Annotated in this window: 13 protein-coding genes; 10 read left to right on the top strand and 3 right to left on the bottom strand. The window is 47.8% G+C overall.

What is annotated here, in order from left to right; genetic code table 11:
* Positions 1–143 precede the first annotated feature (143 nt).
* The 7 genes from LG294_RS06965 (at position 144) to LG294_RS06995 (ending at position 10973) form a co-directional block, all read left to right on the top strand.
* A complete protein-coding gene (locus LG294_RS06965) occupies positions 144–2255 on the top strand; it encodes a glycosyltransferase (RefSeq protein WP_404290814.1) in 2112 nt (703 codons plus the stop codon).
* Positions 2256–2268: 13 nt separating this feature from the next.
* A complete protein-coding gene (locus LG294_RS06970; RefSeq protein WP_404290816.1) occupies positions 2269–4215 on the top strand; it encodes a glycosyltransferase in 1947 nt (648 codons plus the stop codon).
* A gap of 33 nt (positions 4216–4248) precedes the next feature.
* On the top strand, positions 4249–5859 hold the full coding sequence (locus LG294_RS06975) for a heparinase II/III family protein (RefSeq protein ID WP_404290818.1): 1611 nt from the start codon (positions 4249–4251) through the stop codon (positions 5857–5859).
* A 14-nt stretch (positions 5860–5873) separates the two neighbouring features.
* Complete coding sequence (locus LG294_RS06980) at positions 5874–7016, top strand: polysaccharide pyruvyl transferase family protein (protein ID WP_404290820.1); 1143 nt, start codon at positions 5874–5876, stop codon at positions 7014–7016.
* Positions 7017–7133: 117 nt separating this feature from the next.
* Positions 7134–8876, top strand: a complete 1743-nt coding sequence (locus LG294_RS06985; protein WP_404290822.1) for a hypothetical protein — start codon at positions 7134–7136, stop codon at positions 8874–8876.
* 89 nt (positions 8877–8965) lie between these two features.
* A complete protein-coding gene (locus LG294_RS06990; protein ID WP_404290824.1) occupies positions 8966–9967 on the top strand; it encodes a serine O-acetyltransferase in 1002 nt (333 codons plus the stop codon).
* Positions 9968–10547: 580 nt separating this feature from the next.
* Positions 10548–10973: a hypothetical protein gene (locus LG294_RS06995; RefSeq protein WP_404290826.1), complete on the top strand. Its 426-nt coding sequence runs from the start codon at positions 10548–10550 to the stop codon at positions 10971–10973.
* A 61-nt stretch (positions 10974–11034) separates the two neighbouring features.
* On the opposite strand, the gene LG294_RS07000 is transcribed toward LG294_RS06995, so the two are convergent.
* The 3 genes from LG294_RS07000 to LG294_RS07010 all read right to left on the bottom strand — a co-directional run bounded on the left by LG294_RS07000 (position 11035) and on the right by LG294_RS07010 (position 14334).
* The gene (locus LG294_RS07000) at positions 11035–11331 is read right to left on the bottom strand and encodes an ATP-binding protein (protein WP_404290828.1); all 297 of its coding nucleotides are present in this window, start codon (positions 11329–11331) and stop codon (positions 11035–11037) included.
* A 945-nt stretch (positions 11332–12276) separates the two neighbouring features.
* Positions 12277–13011: a DUF6270 domain-containing protein gene (locus tag LG294_RS07005; RefSeq protein ID WP_404290829.1), complete on the bottom strand. Its 735-nt coding sequence runs from the start codon at positions 13009–13011 to the stop codon at positions 12277–12279.
* 42 nt (positions 13012–13053) lie between these two features.
* Positions 13054–14334 (bottom strand): glycosyltransferase, encoded by a 1281-nt coding sequence (locus LG294_RS07010; RefSeq protein ID WP_404290831.1) that lies wholly within the window; start codon positions 14332–14334, stop codon positions 13054–13056.
* A gap of 652 nt (positions 14335–14986) precedes the next feature.
* On the opposite strand from LG294_RS07010, the gene LG294_RS07015 reads away from it, so the two are divergent.
* The 3 genes from LG294_RS07015 to LG294_RS07025 all read left to right on the top strand — a co-directional run bounded on the left by LG294_RS07015 (position 14987) and on the right by LG294_RS07025 (position 19639).
* Positions 14987–16660, top strand: coding sequence for a glycosyltransferase (locus LG294_RS07015; protein ID WP_404290833.1), 1674 nt, complete (start codon positions 14987–14989; stop codon positions 16658–16660).
* Positions 16661–16672: 12 nt separating this feature from the next.
* Positions 16673–17887, top strand: a complete 1215-nt coding sequence (locus LG294_RS07020; RefSeq protein ID WP_404290835.1) for a glycosyltransferase family 4 protein — start codon at positions 16673–16675, stop codon at positions 17885–17887.
* A 399-nt stretch (positions 17888–18286) separates the two neighbouring features.
* Entirely contained in the window at positions 18287–19639 is a 1353-nt protein-coding gene (locus tag LG294_RS07025) for a glycosyltransferase family 4 protein (RefSeq protein ID WP_404290837.1), read from the top strand.
* Positions 19640–19737 lie beyond the last annotated feature (98 nt).

Below are 19737 nucleotides of genomic sequence, written 5' to 3' on the forward strand. Positions count from 1 at the left end.
GGTCGATTAACATCGTGCTCTATGTCAGATGGGCCAGCGGCACACCGCGGACGAGTCGGCCTTCCCGATTTTTTCCACTAAGATGATAGACGATATTATTCTTCGTCCTGTGACGTCGCATCCAGCAGAGAGAAGGCCTTGGTTTGCCCAAACGTGTCGATAAATCCATATTGTTACTCGCGGTCAGAGGGCTGATCGACGTAGTACTGGCAACGGCTCTTGGCATGACGGTAGGGATTCTTAGCTCCAGCTTCCTAACTGGACTGCTCGTTGGTGTTGTAGCTGGGGTGTTCTTGGTAGCTCGGACATTGCTCACACAACGTGACGGCAGAATGAATGCGAAGTTCCGCGCGGACACGCGCGACCAGATGAAACGGATTCGGGTAGATATCTCGAAGAAGCCATCATCGTCGAATACCGTGGCGCCAAAAGCTGTTCAGGATCAGATCAAAAGCCTCGAGCAGAAGATAGTCACTTCACAGAAGTCGATTGCTGACGGATTAAACTCGTTATCATCCTCGGTACAAGCTGCTGGAAGTGTGACTCCTGGTGCCGTTAAGCCCTTAAACGTAGAAATAAACGTAAACGCGGATGAGCCGCAGGCTGTCCTCGCCGCAAATATTAAAAAACGCGTTAACCGCCCGGCGCCACTCCAAAACAAAACTTCCGCTTACAACCCAATCATTGACAAAGAACGCGTGCAGTGGGCCATGTCGAAAGAGGGACGTGACACTTGGCGCGCAAGTGATTCAGGTCAGGCTTACCGCGGTTCAAATCTTCCATATAGCCACCAGATTCCTGTGGCAATGATTGCCGATGATTTCACGTTTGGTAGCTTCCAGCCAGAGTTCAAGACATTGCGGTTAAAGCCAAAAACGTGGCGCGAACAGATGGATGCGCACAAGCCGCAAATGTTTATTTGCGAATCAGCGTGGCAGGGTGGCTCACCTTCGGAGCATCCATGGCAAGGAAAGATTTACACTTCGATTAAGTTCAAGCAAGAAAACAGAAAAGAACTTATCGCCATCCTGGACTACTGCCATGAGAACGGAATCCCAACTGTTTTCTGGAACAAAGAGGATCCTGTCCATTTCTCTGACCGCATCAATGACTTCATCCGTACGTCAGCACTTTTTGACTATGTCTTCACCACGGCCGTCGAGTGTGTAGAACTATACATTCGAGACGTTGGCGTACCGTATGCAGATGTTCTGCCCTTCGCAGTACAACCGAAACTATTCAACCCAATTGGCTCTTTTGGCGCATCAGCAAGCGTGAACTTTGCCGGAACTTGGTACGGCCGTTATCCAAAACGCGCCAAGGCTGCGTCGAAGATCATCGACAATGTTCTGGACTCAGAAAACGAAATGGTTATCTACGACCGCATGTATTCGTCACCAGATAAGGCATACGCCTATCCGGAGCGTTATAAGAAATACACGCGCCCAGCGATTTCCTACGCCGAGACGGCTGACACTTACCGAAAGTCGAAATACGGTATTACGTTGAATACCGTCGCTGATTCCGACACAATGTTCGCACGCCGTGTTTTCGAGCTTGCCGCCTGTGGAGCCGTAGTGCTCTCAAACACCGCACAAGGCGTTCAGCACTTCTTCGGCGATAGCGTTTACTATGCTGATCGCGATGATTTCGATATCAAGAGAATCACTGACGCAGAATACCTGTCGCATCAGCGTGCCAGCATGCAAATCGCTTTCCAGAACACGTACCGGCATCGCGCTGAACAAATCTTGAACGCTGTCGGGATTGCCCACGCAACATACTTCGACAAAGTGCAACTAGTTGCCCGCGTTGACGACGAAGCAGGCGCAGATCGCGCGCGTGAATACTTCGAAAAAAACCGCGACAAGTTTGTCGGCTTGCTGGTTGTCTTGAAAGACAACGCTGATCAGACACTTGCCATGGAGCTGACCCGTCGTTATCCGACCAGCGTTCGAGTCATCCGAGAGATTGAGATTATTGATCGTTCGCTGCGCTCGCGTAACGTGTTGAAGTCGCGCAAGGCTCTGGTAGTTGACATGGCAGACAAGGCGCTTCTGGGCGACGATGACCTTGGCTACCTCCTGGATGTAGGCAGTTCTATGGATGAACCATTGGCGGTCACTCCGACACCTGATATGAACCGGTTCCGGTATTCGCGGCAGCCACATCCTCACAATGTGTTGCTCAACGCAGGACAGGTGTTCCCAGTTCTTGCCGGCCGTACGAATGAGCCGTCGATCTTCCTGATCTAGAAGGAATATTCCAATGATTAGCATCGTAATTCCCACTTACAATTCAATTTCGAAGATGGATTTGACCCTTGAGTCTCTTCGCGGAATACCCGAAAAGGTTCCACATGAGGTCATTTTCGTCGACGATCAATCGAAAGATGATACTTTCGATGTTCTCTCCGATGAATGCGAAAACAACGACAACTGGAAGATTTTCAGACTTCCAGAAAATTCAGGCTCTGCTGCAAAGCCGAGGAACTACGGTCTGGAGCGTGCTAGCGGCGAGTTCCTTTTCTTCCTTGACTCAGATGACATTTTGATCCCAGATGGACTTGCGAACGCATATGAACACGCGATCAAGTTTGATAGCGATGCTGTCCGAAACAGTCTCCAAGTAGTCGCCCCCGACGGTACGACTCGGATGTCGGATCGTATTCCGGGTTGGGACAAGATTAAGGACCCAAGTTCGAGACTTCGCGCGATTGCAAAGTACCAAAGCCTAACCTGTTCGTTCCTCATGCGTCGAGACGTCGTTATGGACAATGAGATCCGATTCATGGAATCGCGCCGAATTGGTGAAGACATAACGTTCAGTTCCGAAGTGCTTACAAAGTGCCTGAGCGTGGCCTACAGAGACGTGCCAATCCGCAAATACGTCAAGAATGATGATGACGAAGGTTCTGTTACTCAGAAGCTGAACTCATCTAATTTCAAGGACTTCATTGAGGCTTGGTCCGATGTTGATGACATTCTCGGTACCAGTGGCGTTTCCTTTATCAAGGAACATGGCCATGCAGCCATGGATTATGCCCTGAGACAGTTCATCTGGTTTAAGACAGAAGACCTAAACCGTGAAGTTTTCGATTTCTTTAGTCAGTTCTGCAACACTCACTGGAACTACATATCAACCTTCAAGTTCAGCCGCCGATTGAACGAGCTAGTTCTCGCTGCTCGCGATGGTAATTACGAGCAGTTCGTTGATGCTTGTAAGATTCGATTGGTGCTTGCCGGCCACGATTTGAAGTTCATGAACGATCTTCTCCCAGAGCTGAAGAAGCGCTATCACGTGCGCACGGACAAATGGACCGGGCATACGACGCATGATGAAGCGCTGAGCCGCGAGCTTTTGGAATGGACCGACTACATTTGGGTTGAATGGCTACTGGGTGCAGCCGTTTGGTATTCCAAAAATGTAATGTCGCGACACCGTTTGGTCGTTCGTGCTCATCGGAGTGAAATGACCGTTGATTATGGACTGAATCTGAACCTGTCTAAGGTTTCTAAAATAGTCGCCATTGCGCCTCACTCGTTGAACGACTTCAGCGACAGGTTCGACATCCCGTATGAAAAGTTCGAACTGATCCCAAACGCGTTTGACGTTGAAGCGTATCAAACGGAAGCCGAAAACACAGACGAACGGCGCTTCCAACTGGCTATGATCGGCACAGTACCAGCTCTGAAGGGCTTCCATAAGGCCATTGAGCTCCTTGCCCAGCTGCGTGCAGTTGACGAGCGCTATCAGCTGAACGTCTATGGGAAGAAGTACTCCGAATACTCTTGGGTAATGAATTCGGAATCAGCTCGGAAGTACTACTCTATGTGTGATTCGCGTATTGAAGAGTTGGGCCTTACCGATTCGATTCACTATGAGGGATGGGTCAACACTAAAGAATCCCTTCGTAATGTTGGCTATGCACTGTCGTTGAGTGATTTCGAAGGAATGCAGGTAGCTCCTGGCGAAGCCTTCTGTGCCGGCGGTCAGGGACTGTTCTTGCCATGGCGTGGCGTTGAAGCCTGTTACCCAGACGAGTTTATCTTCGACTCCATCGAAACGATGAGAGACTACATACTTGCGCTTCAGAACGACGAAACATCGTTTGCGAGAGCATCGAATTATGGACGTGAGTTCATGCTTGAGCGCTATGATATTAGGATAGTTACCAGTCGGGTACTAGATTTGTTGGATCGTGTTCGCGCTTAGCGCCACGAATTCTTGAATATAGGGGAACCACTAGTGGAATATGTGCCGTCAGAGAACGACCGTCAACTCTTAGCAGCGTATGCGGGAGAATTTTCTGACGGCACACCCCGTGGCTGGGAGTTCAAAGAGTTGGTAAATGGCTGGGAAGTCACTTTACCTAATACCGCCACGCTGGCTACCGCTGAACTTATGGCTACTTCTGTGTGGGCAACCATTCCAGCTTCCGATGCGAACACGACAATTCTGTGGCGCAACTCGTTGGCCTATATCCCGCGAATTCTTCAGCTCAATAGTGGCAAAAAGGAAGTATCCATTGCTGAGCAAATAATCGGATCTTTCCTAACTTGGTTTGAAGCGACGGCTGAAAAAGACATCAGTTCCCTCAAATCGGGTAGCCAGGATCATCAGAGTGCTTTACGCATTCGCACGCTACTGTGGATTCTCTCTTTACTTTCACGAGAAGAACGACAAGAAGAGTTCGATCGATTTTTGTCGCTGTATTCGCGACTATTGATTGTTGAAAATCGGCTTCTGAACGAGCTGGATCTTTACCAGCCCAACAATCATGGAATCATGCTGGGCATTGCCCATCTTCATGCAGAAACGCTATTGCCAGACCTCTTGCCGGGTGCCGATGCACATGCATGGGTCGCTCGCTTGTACACAACTTTGGGCGAGATCATTGACGAAGACGGAATTGCTTCTGAGAATACGCCAATTTATCAAGTTTTCTATGTAATGCTTTTGGAAGACGCCGTATCGTTCTTAGATTGGTCTGGAAAATTTCCTGGAAGAGCGAGGATGTTCCAAATGCTCTTGCGTGCGGCGCAAATCGGCGTGCGTAAGCAGCTGCTACCGACTGGTGCAGTTCCGCCCTTAGGTGATAGCCCTGGCGGTATGCAACATCGTTTCAAACCTATGCTGGGAACACTTTGGTCGCCAAATAATGGAATCGCTGTCGTGAGCCGCGAAGCAGAGTATCTATCCTTTATTGCAGGTTTTAGAAGCGTTATACACAAGCAACTGGATGACCTCAGCATTACTTGGTGGCAAGATGGAAACTTCATTTTTCGGGATGCAGGCCTTCTTAGTTACGACCAGAACGACCCTGTTGCCGTCGATATGCGGGGTCCAAAAGGACATTCTCTTCCCACCTACTCACAGTTTGATTCTTGGACCACGAAAAACTCGATCTCATACGGGAAAAACACGAGTCGGTTGCGTGGGAAGCTGAATACACGAACAGCTAGTGAGTATCATTCGGATTTCACGGCACAGCTGTTTTTTGATGAAAAAAATATTATGCAACGAACTGTTAGCCTTGCACACAATCATTCACTGAAGGTTACTGATTCTTTTACCGCAACTGGGTTTGGTAGACCCCTTATTCGTTTTCTGCTTGATCCCTCACTCAACGTTGAGACCGAATCTGATCGAAGCCTTGTGCTTTCTCGGAAGAACTTCTATCTTTCCGCTCAAATCATCACATCTAAACCAGAGATGGAAATAGAAATTGATATTCGTGAATCTTTCGTCGCCTTGGAACACCACAAATTGGCGAAAACCAAAGAATTAGTAATCACGTTCCCAAGCCATGGGGGAGCGTTTGATGCCACCTCGACCTTTACTAAACTAGAATCGTAGGAATAGCTGCAATCATGATTGGCGTTACCGGAATTCTCAACAGTCTGCCACTTAATTTTCCAACTGAATTTCCAGAAAACTCAGGGAACATGTTACATGGCGATGTCCCATTTAGAATGTTCAATGAGTCTTACTTAGCGATAAATCGAAACTGGCCAAACTACAAATCTGGCGATCGCTTTAAAGACTTCGTTAATAATTCGTGCACCCATGTCATTATTACATGCGCTAATATGTTTCGTGCGAATGACTCGAGTCCAAGCATGAGGGCTCGATACAAAAAACTTGAAGAGATGTTGTCGGGCTATGATAAACCCGTAGTTTTATTTGGTCTGGGTGTACAAGCAAAAGAACAAAAACTTGATGGTCTAGAATTCCCACCAGAAGCAATATCGGCGATGCAGGCCATCGCGGATAGGGCGCATGCCGTCAGTGTCCGAGGCGAGTTTACTAAAAGTGTGCTTGAAAAGTTCGGTAACGCCAAGAACGTATTCGTCACGGGCTGCCCTAGTTTCTTTAGTGTTCCTTCTGCTTTCAAGGAGCTCCACGAGAATGTAAATTCTTTTAAAGGTAAGAGTAAGCTTCGGTCAGCATTCAGCGGTACATATTATAACCGAGAGTCAGAGATGTCTCTGATGACTGACGTAATTCGCTCAAGAACCTATCTTATTGAACCGCAGAACAAAGAGAATTACGAATTTTATAAATCAGTTGTTGACAATCCTGGTCTAGCGAAAGTTCCAGGTCATTTCGAGTATCTCGTAGACGGAAATAATCCCATAATCCAACGAGAAGAGTTAGTTTCATACTTCTCAAATCGATTCAAATTATTTAGAGATCTAAAACCTTGGGATGAGTTCAATAGAGAATTCATTGATTTTACTTATGGAACTAGATTCCACGTAAACATGTCGAGTTTATTGAGCGGAAAACCCGCTTTATGGTTAACTCATGATTCTCGAACACGCGAGTTAGCAGATACATTATGCCTGCCAAACTTGGATCTAGTCCAAGCCGGGAGGATGTCTCAGGTAGAAATTATTGAATCGGTGAATTACGATCCTTTATTCGAAAATCTTGATTTTATGTTTGACCGCTTTAACGAATTCCTAATAGCAGCGGAGTTACCGATCATAAGCAAGATCGGCCTGCCTTAGTTTCACTGATAAATGACTGGTGGAATGGTTCGATGGACTTCACTACCGCATCTATAGTCTTCCAGTTACAGTTTCGACAATAAACAGTAATATATTTCAATGTAAAAGGAGGCTTTTATGAGCGGATTCGCTATTTCAGTTGCCGATAACGGTAAACGGATGATTTCAAGCGACTTCACGCCCACAATGAACAAAGCGGAGCGCTATGCACTGCTCGGTGTTCATGGATGCGGAATCGTGAATTTGCAATTCGTTTATGACGAGCCTTCCGCGATCTCAGCCATAACGTCATACGGCAAATCACCTGAGTCTCTTGGGGAGACTTTACGAGGTTCACTCGCAATACTAGTCAGGGACACGTGGTATAACAGAGATTACTTACTAGCTGATCCATTTGGCGGCTGTATGGTGCAGCGCTACAAGTCAGATGGAAAGGAATATTATGCCTCTGATCTTTCTACTCTAAAGCGGCGGTTGGCTAGCGACTCAGTCACTCTCAAAAAAAGTATTGAATATATTATGAGCATTGGCCTCATGGGTAATGGTGGTATCGTCGAATCACCATTTATGGGGGTTTCAGTGTTGAAGCCTTATCACTACGTTCAGTTCGATGCATCTGGAGCGAATGAGATGCAATATCGAGTTGAAACGAATCTTTTAGATCCGTCCATGAAATTAGAAGATTCTATAGACGGTTTCTTGAATGATTTGAGCCTGAATGTTAACGCGGTCTCTAAGGACACCGCATCGGTAAAGATCAGTCAAATTACCGGTGGCATGGATTCCCGACTCGTACTTGGCGGGCTTATTGCGAATGAATTACAGGACGAGTTCGTGTATTTCGTCGGTGGTGATGATAACTCGTTAGATGTTCGAAGTGCGCGAAACCTATGTAGCGAACTGGGCCTCACAATGACCCGCTACTCAGGTGTCGACCGGAGCATTTCGCCCTCGGGCATCGACGAATTGACATGGCCGTTATTGGAAACTAACGGAGTTCTTCAAGGCTCTGCCGATCCTGGGTTATCTGCAAATTCAAATATAATATTGAGCGGGGGATACGGAGAGGTCCTCAGATCATTTTATGGTAAGAATCGATTGCCAGATTTGAGCAACCCTCAGAATACTTTTCGGCAAGTATACGGGGAATTCGGTCTTGGCAACAATACCAAACCTGGATTGTGGAGTGACGACTTCGTAGAATCGACGGGATTGTCATTACAGAACCTGATCCGGGAATCCGAACAAACGGGTATCAGAGGAACCGCGCAATTAGACTATCTTTATCTCTCTACGAGAAATAGATATTTTGTTGGAGAGATCAGTCGTTCAATGAGTACCTATACTCGTCGATTTGACCCCTTGTATTCACCATATTTATTGAGTATTCTTTCGAATTCGTCTATGGAATCACGGCACAGCGGCGAGTTGCAAATTTCTCTCCTGACTCGTTTGTCACGCGATCTTGTTGAAATTCCATTTGACACACCACGAGTCAGTGAAGATTTTGCGATTGCTAAGGGACTAAGGCTACGAAAAACCAGTGATCATGGGTTGCCGAACTTTGATGGTCGTCGGAACGCCATCCCAGTTAGACCATCAGGGATTTTACCGTTACCGGAATCGAATCGGCTCAAAGCGAGAGCTTTGGAAATCAATATGCCATATCATGCTTTGAGAGATGCTGAATTTGCTCGGATCAAGCTCCGTGAATTCATCAATGAATCTAATAGTTCCTTGCTGTCCTCGTACATTAATATTTCTCAATTTATGGCGTTTCTTGAAACTCCAGTTAAATGGAAGCCTCAAATCAGATTTTTGCGACGGATGGGGTCTCATTTAGCTTGGTATGATCTTTAAATGCTCATTTCGACGCTACGGAATTAAAATCTATTCATTCATAACCATAATTATGTAGGCTGCTTATTGGGCAGCGCTTGGGAGTTTTTGTGACTAATTCACCAGAGGTGGACTTAAAGGCACGTAGTCTTAAGATGGGTATACGGAATTTTTTCCAATTGGAAGTATTCGTTTTCGGTTCTATCCCCAAATCTGGGAATTTTGTACTTTACAGGAATAGGGTCGCAATCGATTCGGCAACTTCTTCGGACGGAAGATACTTCTACAATCTCGCGTCTTATGGAAACTATTACGTTACCTTTGAATATGTTGAGAATGGTTCGAAATCTATCATTAAGAGTGATTCTCTAAAATTCGATGGTTTCGGCGCCGACCCTAATGAGAAATTGACTAGAAAAGTTGCAGTACTTGGCGTGTCCCGATTAGCTTTTATAGTAGAAGAACTTCTGAAGTTGTCCATAGGCGCTGAAGTTACTTTTGTATCTTCAAACCCAAAACATGTCGGTTCGATCTTTGGCTCGGGCGTTGTTAAAGATTTCCGGCAGATTGATGTCGCAGAGTTTGACGAATGGATACTGATGAACGGTATAACCAATTCCGTTAAACGCCTGCTGGAATCATCAGGCGTGCGGCACGATATGTTGTCTGCAAATATGACTGGTCCTATTGACGGATATCTAAATCTGATTCCCATAGGGCAGATTCATGCATTGGCGCACAAATATCATCTACAGAAGCTTGATGTGGGCGCTGATTTCCTAGTTCGCTACATTAGGAAACGTTTCGGATCAGTCTTGCCGGCGACGGTAGACTTATCCGGTGCCCGTTTCGCCTACGGCTGTATCAGCACTGTTATCAACAAGAACGCGATCATAGGTAAGAACGTTACTATCGGTCAGAACGTCACCATTGGCGGTCGCAATGGACTAGATCCGTCAATAGGCGACGGTGTTTGGGTAGGGGCCGGTGCCGTTGTGTTAGGAGCTAAGATTGGCGCTAATTCGACGATTGGTGCGAACGCAGTTGTGACCAAAGATCTTCCGCCGGGCTCGGTGGTTGTAACTCCGAAGTTCCGCGAGCTTAACGGTTAGTCTTGGTTCCGCTGTTAGTTTGACGAGTCCGACAAATGGGAGACACCGGCCAGTTCGATCGGTCGCCCTCTATCGTGCTGGTGTGATCCTACATGTCATGGTTGTTCGTCTAACGGCGCAGATCGATTTTGTAGATTTCCGGATAATTTCGGAACTGTGGCTTATGACGACGAGCGCAGTTTATGGAGTCGGTTTTATACAAAGATTTTGGTTCAGTATTACAACTGAATAAATATACGTAGGCTTGAGAGCCCCCAAATATTGTCTTTCAGAACCACTAATTTGCCGATGATGCCAGTAACTCTGGGGAAGGGAGACACCGAATCTCAATAGTATGCTTAGACCGTAGCCTCTGAGGTTTTCTCCCTCATGTTGTGGTTGCCAATCTCTATCCAGATCCTGACCTGTTTCGTGCCACAGTTTGTGATCCAAAACCTCAATTAGTTCATGACCTGATGTTTTGATTTCACGTCTTGACCGAAATGCTTACCAATAAATAGGTTCCCGGTACTCTGAAGCAATGGGTTCTCGATTCATCCGCTAGGTCCGCACCGTATCCGACGCTGTCGCCGAGCAAATCGTGGACCTAACCGGACGCACCACCACCTCCGTGGAACACATCGGATCGGCGAACACCGACGCCGAACTAGCCTTGCTCCTGCGTTCCGCCGAGCAACGCTTGCATCCAGGGCAAAATTCCTTCGAGTTCGGCGTCGTGGAACAAGAACCCGGATCCCAGGTCGGAGTCGCTGACTGGACTAAGAACTCCGAACTGCCCGACGTGATTCCTGACCGCGGAAGACCCCGAGCCGGTACCACAGGCGCCGCGAAAGTCGTTGCGTCACCAGCCCCAGAACTGTGGGAAATCCTCACCGCAGCCTATAAGCGCCTTGGGTTCGAAGTCCTTGATGACGAGGGTTTTCGCGCCATGGTTCGCGTCAGATTCATCGAGCCGACATCCGAAACAGACGCCATAAGAGTACTCGTGAATATTCGAAGGTTTTAGAGCCACAGGCCACCTTGCCGGCGGCCCTGAACCAACTCCTCACCGCGACGGCGACCCGTTCCTAGCGCCCGGAATTCGAGTACGCCTCACGCATGTTGAACCCACCAGTCTCAACCCAAATCGTGTTGCGAACGATGCGATCCATAGTCGCGTCAGCCAACGCTCCAGCACCCAATCGGGCATGCCAGTCCGACTGCTTGTACTGCGTGCAGAAAATAGTCGACCCGGCGTCATATCTACGCTCCATGAGCTCGACAATGAACCTCAAGAACTCTCCGCTAGGAGGATCCAGTAACCATTCATCCAGTGCCAGAACACTGGAGATGGCATACTTGCGCAACAGTTTGTGCTGACCCATCGGCTAATCGACGGCTTGCTGCCATTCTTCTTCGAGATCCGGCATCCGCACCTACCCGGTACGGTACCGATGAACGCTGCAAAATAGCGTCGGATGGTACGGCTGTTCTGACGACGTGGTACTTCGTTTCTGTCCACCGGGTAACGGCCGTTTCATCTCCAGTCATGCTTCCTGGCGACTGGATCCGTTGGCCGCCATCCAGACGGCTGCTGGCTCCCAAGGCAAAATTTGGTGGTACCCAAACCTACTAATATTCACTTGACCTAGTTCGCAGTGAAATTCGGTGTCCCTAAACCAGATGGGACCCCGGCGCTGGGTATCGAGGACAGTAGTGAGCGCTCGAGCGGTCCGTTTACTGCACATGGACCTGAACCGTTGTGTGGGCTACGTCAAGCGCATCGTTCTTATCTGCCACGTGGAGGAACTGGAGGTAACGTCTTTCGCTCGTGAACTGACTGGATCTATCACGTGGCCTATGTCCGCAGTTGAAGGCAGTACCCGGTGTTCAGAATCAAAATGCCATGTCGTCAGAACAGCGGTTCCGACTAGGGCTTTTAACAGTAAGGGGCGACAATCCACGGAGAATGGGCAGGCTTCTAATCATGCCATCGCGGTGGGCCAGATCGGCGCCGGTCCTCCCGGCCAGAAGGACAGATCCCGGATATGACACCCTTCAGGGGTCAGAAGATTCATGAGTCACATCGGGCCGGAAGAACCAGTATCGCCCCGCCAGCTAGCCCCGGCCAGGCACAATCAACAATTACAGACGGTTCACCACTGCCAAAACCAGTGGCGATGGCATCGAAATAGCCCTAATAATAATGCGATTTTCGTTATCCATTGTCGTCAAAAATTGAAAATGTATCTGCCTGAAGTTCGGGACGAACAACTACAACGGAAATTCGAGCTTGGCTTTTAAGTAAGATGTCAGAGACGCACACCTAGTTAATGATTATTGCCCAAGTGGACTAGAATTTTGTCACCAAAATTCTTGTAAGCTTCGTCTACGTAATGAAATGGGGTAGCACCCCAAAGATGAGCCTCACTTGCTTTGGTCAGCTCACTAGACTGACTTACTAATTGGAATCCAAGTTTTTCGAGTTCGTCGTAGTAACGCTGATACTTTAAATTCCATGATGCTGCTGGTATGTCTCGAAATTTCTGCAGGTTCTTTCCATCGTCGGTATGCTCAGCAAATTTTGCTGCAAGTACAAATACCTTGTGAATATGCACATCTAAGTCCGCACGTACTTGGAATGCGGCATCCTTCCACAGTGAGAAGTGAGTGTCGCTACCGAATTCGACGAGATCTTGAAGTTCAGATTTGTCTATTATTTTGGTTTTATCCAACTCATTCGAGTACGTAATCCACGATCCTTGATACGGGAGCACTCCAAGTCGTTCATCTATTAGGTCGAGGATTATTACATCGCTGGTGAGAGGTCGTGTACTTGTTAGGACCTGACGGCCAGAAGACTGAAAGTCATTTTCGAGCATACGCTTTTGAAAAGCAGAGAATAACTCAATTTTCGGTGCCGTTCTCGGATCAGAATATGCACTGATCCACGACTGTCGGGCTGTGTAGTGTAGCGTCTCGAAGCGGATTTTATCGATACGGGTAAGGTCACGCGATACGCATGATCCATACACTAATGCTTTCTTCGGGGTACCTTCAGTCATGTGAGCCATCATAGCAACTTGACAGCTTCTTGTGGGTGTTTACTAGTCAGACGTCGATGGCATGCTCTCAATTGATACCGATGTGACCACTATTTTAGTTTCCTGTCGCCGCCATTTAATTATCGTCGCAACGCCAACGTATACGCCGTCTGGGAGTGTAAATTGCGTTACGGTACGATTCTTACCTTGCTTCGTTGACAAGTAGCGGAACCATCCGATTCGTGGATTTCCTGACCGGGAGATCGGTTGATTTTCAAAATGCGAATCCAGAGATGCAGGGTCGATTCGAAGCCCTTGTGCATCCACGAAAATGAAGCTAATTAACGAATTTCGGACCTCAGAGGACATATCGCAATTCATGGTAGTGGTAAGTTTTATTTTTCCACTCACGGGCTTTGGCTTTAGCCTTAAGCCTTTTCCTTCAAGGTCCGTAGCAACGACTATGAGTTCTTGACGCGTGGAGTCAGGCGATTCCGCGTTAGTAATATTGTTTCTAAGAACTGGGAAAGCCTCATGTAACTCATCCATGTCATGTATTGGCGGATGGCGATCCATATGGCGTTTGAGAGTAGCTATAAGAGTCGCTTCATCCGATTCTACGAGCCCTAGGGCGGTGTCCTGCGAAGGATGCCGTGTCCACAGATATCCGAGTTTTCGTGAATCTAGAATTACAGGATACGTCCTATCGGCGACGTTATGACCTGCAATTGGTAGTTTTGTCATCTCTCCAGCAGCGCTAAATTGATGAATGCTGGTGTATCCGATATTTAACATCGGATGATAAGTTTTTCTTGCGTTAAAGAAACGACCATCTTTGTAGATCGCAGACACGCCCGTTCCAAGCGATACTTGCATTCCGACAAACTCTTGTTTGATATAAGGGGAGTTCTGGTCAAAATAATCCGCCGGCAAAATATCATCATCATCCAGCCGGAATATGCCGAAAGGTTGTAGCGGATCACCTGAACCCAATAATTTTTCCTTGGCTACGGATTCTAGAGTTATTGGGTGTGAGCCGCGATTTTGTTTCTCGAGTTTTAAAAATGAGTATTGTTTTTGAGATTCAATAAGTTTTTCCTCATACTTATGGGGAAGAAATTCTGAATATGAAATTAGATGAGTAATATCATGACCTTTGGCCGCTGTGGCCAACTGAGGTAATGAGTAATTCACCAGGATATCTATCCGAGGGTTTAGTCGCGAATCTGAGAATAAATATTTTTTGTAGTCACCTTGAGTTTTAAAGCGAGAACCGTTCGTAGCCTTCCATGCGCCGGATACTGGCGCATAAACACTGAATTTCGTGTGGCCTATGAATATCAATATTCCTCCTATTTATCACTATGTTGCACTCCAGGATTAGCATTCGCTACATACTTGGCATGGTCAGTCTAATGGAAGCATAAAGCAATTCAAGTAGTAGAGTTAGTAGTTTGGCAACAAGTAGTAGGGTTGGTGGTGCGTCTTGTTTTGATGTCCTCAACTCTGTACATTGCGTTTTTCTAGATTAAGTTGTGCCTAGACGCGCAACATTACAATCGATGCAACTGTTTTTCGCGATTGCGCTCGGTTGGTCGACTATGAGTGTGTCAATTCCTGCATCGTTCACTTCAAGTGAGTGTCCGCACCATTTGTGTTGTCTACTGCAGTTCATCTACGAATTGTTAGGCTAGGACTTTTCGATTGTTAGAATCGTTGGTAAGTCGACGCCCCCTCGAGAAGCCGTGAGAAACTGACATTGAATTTTGCATCAAGTGATTTGCGGAAGGCCTTTTGGCACTTTCGACAAGGCGGTATTGTTCAGCTCCGTGAATGGATGCGACGTTCTGAGGCTGCAGGCAATAGATTCTCCTTACAAAAGTTTACTAGCGACGTCGAAAGGCACCTCGGTCTCAGCCTGCCTTCGCACGACCATCAGACATCCTCGCCTACTGGGAGTAAACTGAAAGTTGCTGTCATCCTTGACGACTTCAGCATGAAATCGTGGACTCCGGAATGGCAAGCGACAGAACTTAGCGTCAGGTCGTGGTCTACTCAGCTAAATGAAGGCGACTTCGATTTCCTCTTTGTGGAATCTGCCTGGGCTGGGAACGGTGGAGTATGGAGCTACCATCTAACTGGAACTTCAGCGCCTCGACCTGCATTTGTTGAAATGGTTGATGCATTCAAACGCCGTGGGATCCCGACAGTTTTCTGGAACAAAGAAGATCCTCCGCACTTTGATGACTTCCTGGAATCGGCAAAACTTTTCGATTTCGTACTCACATCTGACTCAAGAATGGTCGACCGATATCAGTCCGCATTGGGGCACAAACGTGTTGCATCGCTGAGCTTTGGTGCCCAGCCTCAATTCCATAATCCGGTACGTCCTGTAAACCAGCCACGACGAGATGTCGCATTCGCGGGAATGTACTTTTCACATAAGTTTCCAGAACGACGTGAGCAGATGGACATCGTTCTGGGCGGAGCCGTAGACATTAGTACCAAACTGCCAAATGGGCTTGATATCTTCTCTCGTCAGCATGGTGGAGAAGAAAAGTACCAATTCCCGGAACCATATGCTTCGCATGTAGTTGGTACATTGCCTTACGACCAAATGCTCACGGCAAACAAGTACTACAGCGCGTTCCTGAATGTGAACTCAGTGATTGACTCTCCCAGCATGTGTGCGCGACGCATTTTCGAGATTACGGCTGCGGGAACCCCTGTCGTATCGGCTCCCAGTGCCGCTATCAGGAATTTCTTTGATCCTTCGGAAGTTCTAGAAGTACAAACTCGCGAGCAAGCCGCACATGCCATCCGGAGTTTAGTTCGTAGTCCGGAGCTACGAGACCGTACTGTTCATCTGGGGCAACGACGAATCTGGTCTGAACATACGTATGCTCACCGCGCCCGTCAGATCGAAGAGTTTATTGGCTTGGAAACAAATGAGCCGTCGCCATTGTCAATGTCCACACGTCCGAAGATCAGTGCGGTCGTTTCCACCATCCGTCCGCAACAGATCCAGCACATTCTCTCTACCATTGGGTCTCAGCAAAAAGTTGACGTCGAACTAATACTCGTTTCGCATGGTTTCGCCATTGATCGTGACGAACTTGATCGTTTGGCTACCAAATCGAACGTTAGTAACTTCGTTATCTTGGAGATGGATAGAGAACTGACTTTAGGCGACTGTCTGAATGAAGCTGTTTCGCGCGCTTCTGGCGACTTCATAACCAAAATGGATGATGACGACTTATACGGGGAGAACTATCTCTTCGATCAGGTGGCGGCGTTGCGCTACAGCGGTGCCTCAATTGTCGGAAAACAAGCACACTTTATGTATTTGGCTGATTCAGACGCCACCCTACTGCGGTTTGCTGAACGTGAGCATCGGTTCACAAATCTGGTGATGGGACCAACGATTCTGGGGCATGCTGAAGTATTTAAAACTACACCTTTCGAGTCCCGAAGCAGGGGCGAGGATACACAGTTCCTACGAGACGTCATTGAAAGTGGGGGCACCATTTATTCCAGTGATCGATTCAACTTTATGCAGATGCGTGGGAATGACGGAATGGCGCATACTTGGGACGTGAGTGACGCTGAATTGACCGCTACTGGTAGTATTCAATGGTTTGGACGCAACGACCGACACATCTTCTTCTAACCCACAGTTAAGGTGTCAGTCAAGATTTTGGAATTTAGAGGTGCAGGGAAGTTGAAAATCATGCTGCTTACGCATTCATTTTCCCCCGAAATTTCACCTCCGCAACGACGTTGGTCAATCATCGCTGATGAATTGGCTTCACAAGGTCATCAGGTCAATGTTGTAACACCTGCTCCGCAGGGTACGACCAATGATAATCGCCCTGATCTACTGTCGAATCCACTGGTCACGATTCGTCACTATCCTTCAAAACGCCGTTCTAGGACGATGGTTGGCAAGGTTCTCAAACATAGCGTTGACGCCCTACGTAGCTTTCCCGTATCAATGAGCGGACCGCGGCCAGACGTTATCATTGCGACGGTGCCAGCACTTCCGACATTAGTTATAGGGTATCTTTCAAGCCGGTTGCGCCGAGTGCCTTTTGTTGTAGACCTTCGGGATGCGTGGCCCGATCTTCTTCGCGAGTCCCAAGTATTACGTTGGGGGTGGCTTGAACCTTTAGTATCCCGGTGTCTTGCGTTCTTAGTGCGACGTAGCGACTTACTAGTAACAGTGACAAATGGCTTAGCAACGAAGATGCGGCTCAAGGGCGCCGTGAACGTAGTCACTGTGCCAAATGGAGTGGAGATTGACCGTCCCGAGATGAAAGTGCCGTTGGTGCCACGTGGTGACAAACTTCGAGTGCTATATCTTGGAAATTTGGGACGTAGCCAAGGGTTGGACTTGCTCGTGAAGGCGATGAAGGAGCTACAGGATAAGGTGACTCTGCGAATTGTCGGCCATGGGACAGAGAAGGTAGCACTTACTGATCTTGCAGTTCAACTCGGTGTGGACGTTGATTTTCGAGAACCCGTCTATGGTACCCAAGTCTTAGAGAACTATGCATGGTCCGATACGTGCATAGTCGCATTACGGCCGGATTGGCCAAGCTTCGACCACACCGTTCCATCGAAGCTGTATGAGCTTTTATATCTTGACCAGCACGTCACTGGACTGGTGCGGGGGGAAGCCGCCGGCATAATTAATGCGTCCGGCGCTGGCGTGGTTGTTCCCCAATCCGTTGATAATTTAGTGAGTCACCTAAATGCTCTAATCGAGAATCCTGAGATGTTGCGGACGAACGGTGGAGGTTCACGTTGGGTGCGCGAAAATGCTTCTTTGCGTGAATCTGGACGAAAGTATGCCCTGTTGCTTGCAGGTGTCGTTAAAAAATCTGATCGTAGTTGAGAGGTTAATTTGAATCGGCAGACTACTGAAAATGTGCTAAACACTGCTCGTCTCGTTACATCTAATTTGAAAGACGATCCAAGTTATTTTGCGCTACAGGTGGCCCGTAAATTCAAAGCCCAACCTTTGGCTAGAGGTCTTAGGAAAGTACTCACATCTAAAAAAAACCCGAGTATCTTCATTGCATTGGGCGCAATGCTAGGAGACGACGCCCGGAATCTCCAACATGCTTGCGAATCGTGGATAGCGGACGAGTCGACCACCAAAGGTGGTGTGTTTCTGGCCAACTTATGCATAGCATCCGGACACTGGCAATTGGCCCAGCAGCTTCTCGCGCAGTCTACGGAATCGGAAAGATCAATTCGCGCCGAAGCTCGGTTAGCATGGTCGCTTGGAAACATGAGCGAAGCTATACGAGTTCTAGAACAGATACCATCTACGCGACAGAAACGTCATTATGAGTCTGAAGTTGCAGTTTATCGGGGTACAGAACCAGTCCTCGACAATTGCGAGCTAGAAATGGAACCACCGATTCATCAAGATTCGGTATTGTTTCTTGCAACTAACTCCCTGCCTCACACGGGTAGTGGATATGCACAACGTACCCAGTCGGTGCTTAGCTCGCTTGCAGATGCGGGATGGTTTGTCAGTGCAGCGACAAGAGTCCAATATCCGCTCAATATTGGAAAGCTGAATACCGCTCTTAAAGATAGAGTGGGTGAGATTTGGTATGAGAGGCTACTTCCACGAAAGCCTAGGCATGATTTGTCTGGCCGTGTTCAACAGCAGGCAGAAGAACTCTTAAAAAAGACGATTCGTGACCGACCTGCTGTACTGCATACCACCACGGACTTCACGAATGCACTCGCAGTCAAAGCAGTATCGGAAGCAACCGGGATTCCGTGGGTATATGAAGTACGCGGACAGCTTGCCGACACCTGGCTTTCAACAAGACCTGCTTCAGCGGCTGGTTCCGAACGTTATCGGTTTTTTGCGGAACGAGAAGCCTATGCGGCCAGAAGTGCTAGCTTCGTCCTGACGCTTGGTGAACAAATGAAAAGAAACCTTGTGGACGCTGGGGTCGAGGCAGAGCGAATTGAAATCTTGCCTAATGGCATTGGGGAAGAATTTCTCAAGGAGCCAATCGGAAAAAATGAAGCTCGAGCGCAGCTAGGACTTGACCCGGAAGCATTTTACATCGGGACGGTGAGTAGTCTGGTTCCCTATGAAGGGCTGGAGACAGTAGTTCGCGCGCTGGCGGGTATTAAAGATCACGGTAAGCAAGTGAAGTTGCTAATCGTAGGTGACGGAACTGAGAAAGAGAATCTAATTCGTTTAGCTGTCGACTTAGGTGTCCAGAGCCGCTGCGAGTTTCCTGGTCGGGTACCGCGCGAAAAGGCGCATCTCTACCACTCTGCTCTGAATCTTTTTGTTGTTCCGCGGGTAGATAATACCGTAACCCGCGCTGTGACGCCGTTAAAACCAGTCGAAGCATTAGCATCTCGTGTGCCTGTTCTAGCCTCCGACTTGCCCGCGCTTCGCGAATTGATCATTGATGGTGAAACTGGTCACTTAGTGAAGCCAGGGGATGCCGAGGAATGGTCCCGGTACATTGAGATGCTTCGAGATAACTCTGAAAAAGTCTCATACATGGGCAAGTCAGGCCGTCGGTTTGTACTTAAAAATCGAACGTGGTCTCAAAATGCAAATAAGCTAGATCGTGTCTACCGGTCGGTAATAAATAAACCGTAGTGATCCACCTTCTTACTTACAGAGGAGACCTGCGATATGGTTTGTAGGGCTCAACTCGTAATTCAATCGTTATAAGATAAGTTTGAACGCCCAGTTTT

This window comes from Glutamicibacter arilaitensis (genome assembly GCF_044793945.1).
GTDB lineage: Bacteria > Actinomycetota > Actinomycetes > Actinomycetales > Micrococcaceae > Glutamicibacter > Glutamicibacter arilaitensis_B.

Excerpts from the sequence above, each read along its gene's own strand:
- LG294_RS06970 (WP_404290816.1), top strand. The coding sequence starts at position 2,269 with ATGATTAGCATCGTAATTCCCACTTACAATTCAATTTCGAAGATGGAT.
- LG294_RS06980 (WP_404290820.1), top strand. The coding sequence starts at position 5,874 with ATGATTGGCGTTACCGGAATTCTCAACAGTCTGCCACTTAATTTTCCA.
- LG294_RS06985 (WP_404290822.1), top strand. The coding sequence starts at position 7,134 with ATGAGCGGATTCGCTATTTCAGTTGCCGATAACGGTAAACGGATGATT.
- LG294_RS07000 (WP_404290828.1), bottom strand. The coding sequence starts at position 11,331 with ATGGGTCAGCACAAACTGTTGCGCAAGTATGCCATCTCCAGTGTTCTG.
- LG294_RS07005 (WP_404290829.1), bottom strand. The coding sequence starts at position 13,011 with ATGACTGAAGGTACCCCGAAGAAAGCATTAGTGTATGGATCATGCGTA.
- LG294_RS07015 (WP_404290833.1), top strand. The coding sequence starts at position 14,987 with ATGAAATCGTGGACTCCGGAATGGCAAGCGACAGAACTTAGCGTCAGG.
- LG294_RS07025 (WP_404290837.1), top strand. The coding sequence starts at position 18,287 with ATGAGCGAAGCTATACGAGTTCTAGAACAGATACCATCTACGCGACAG.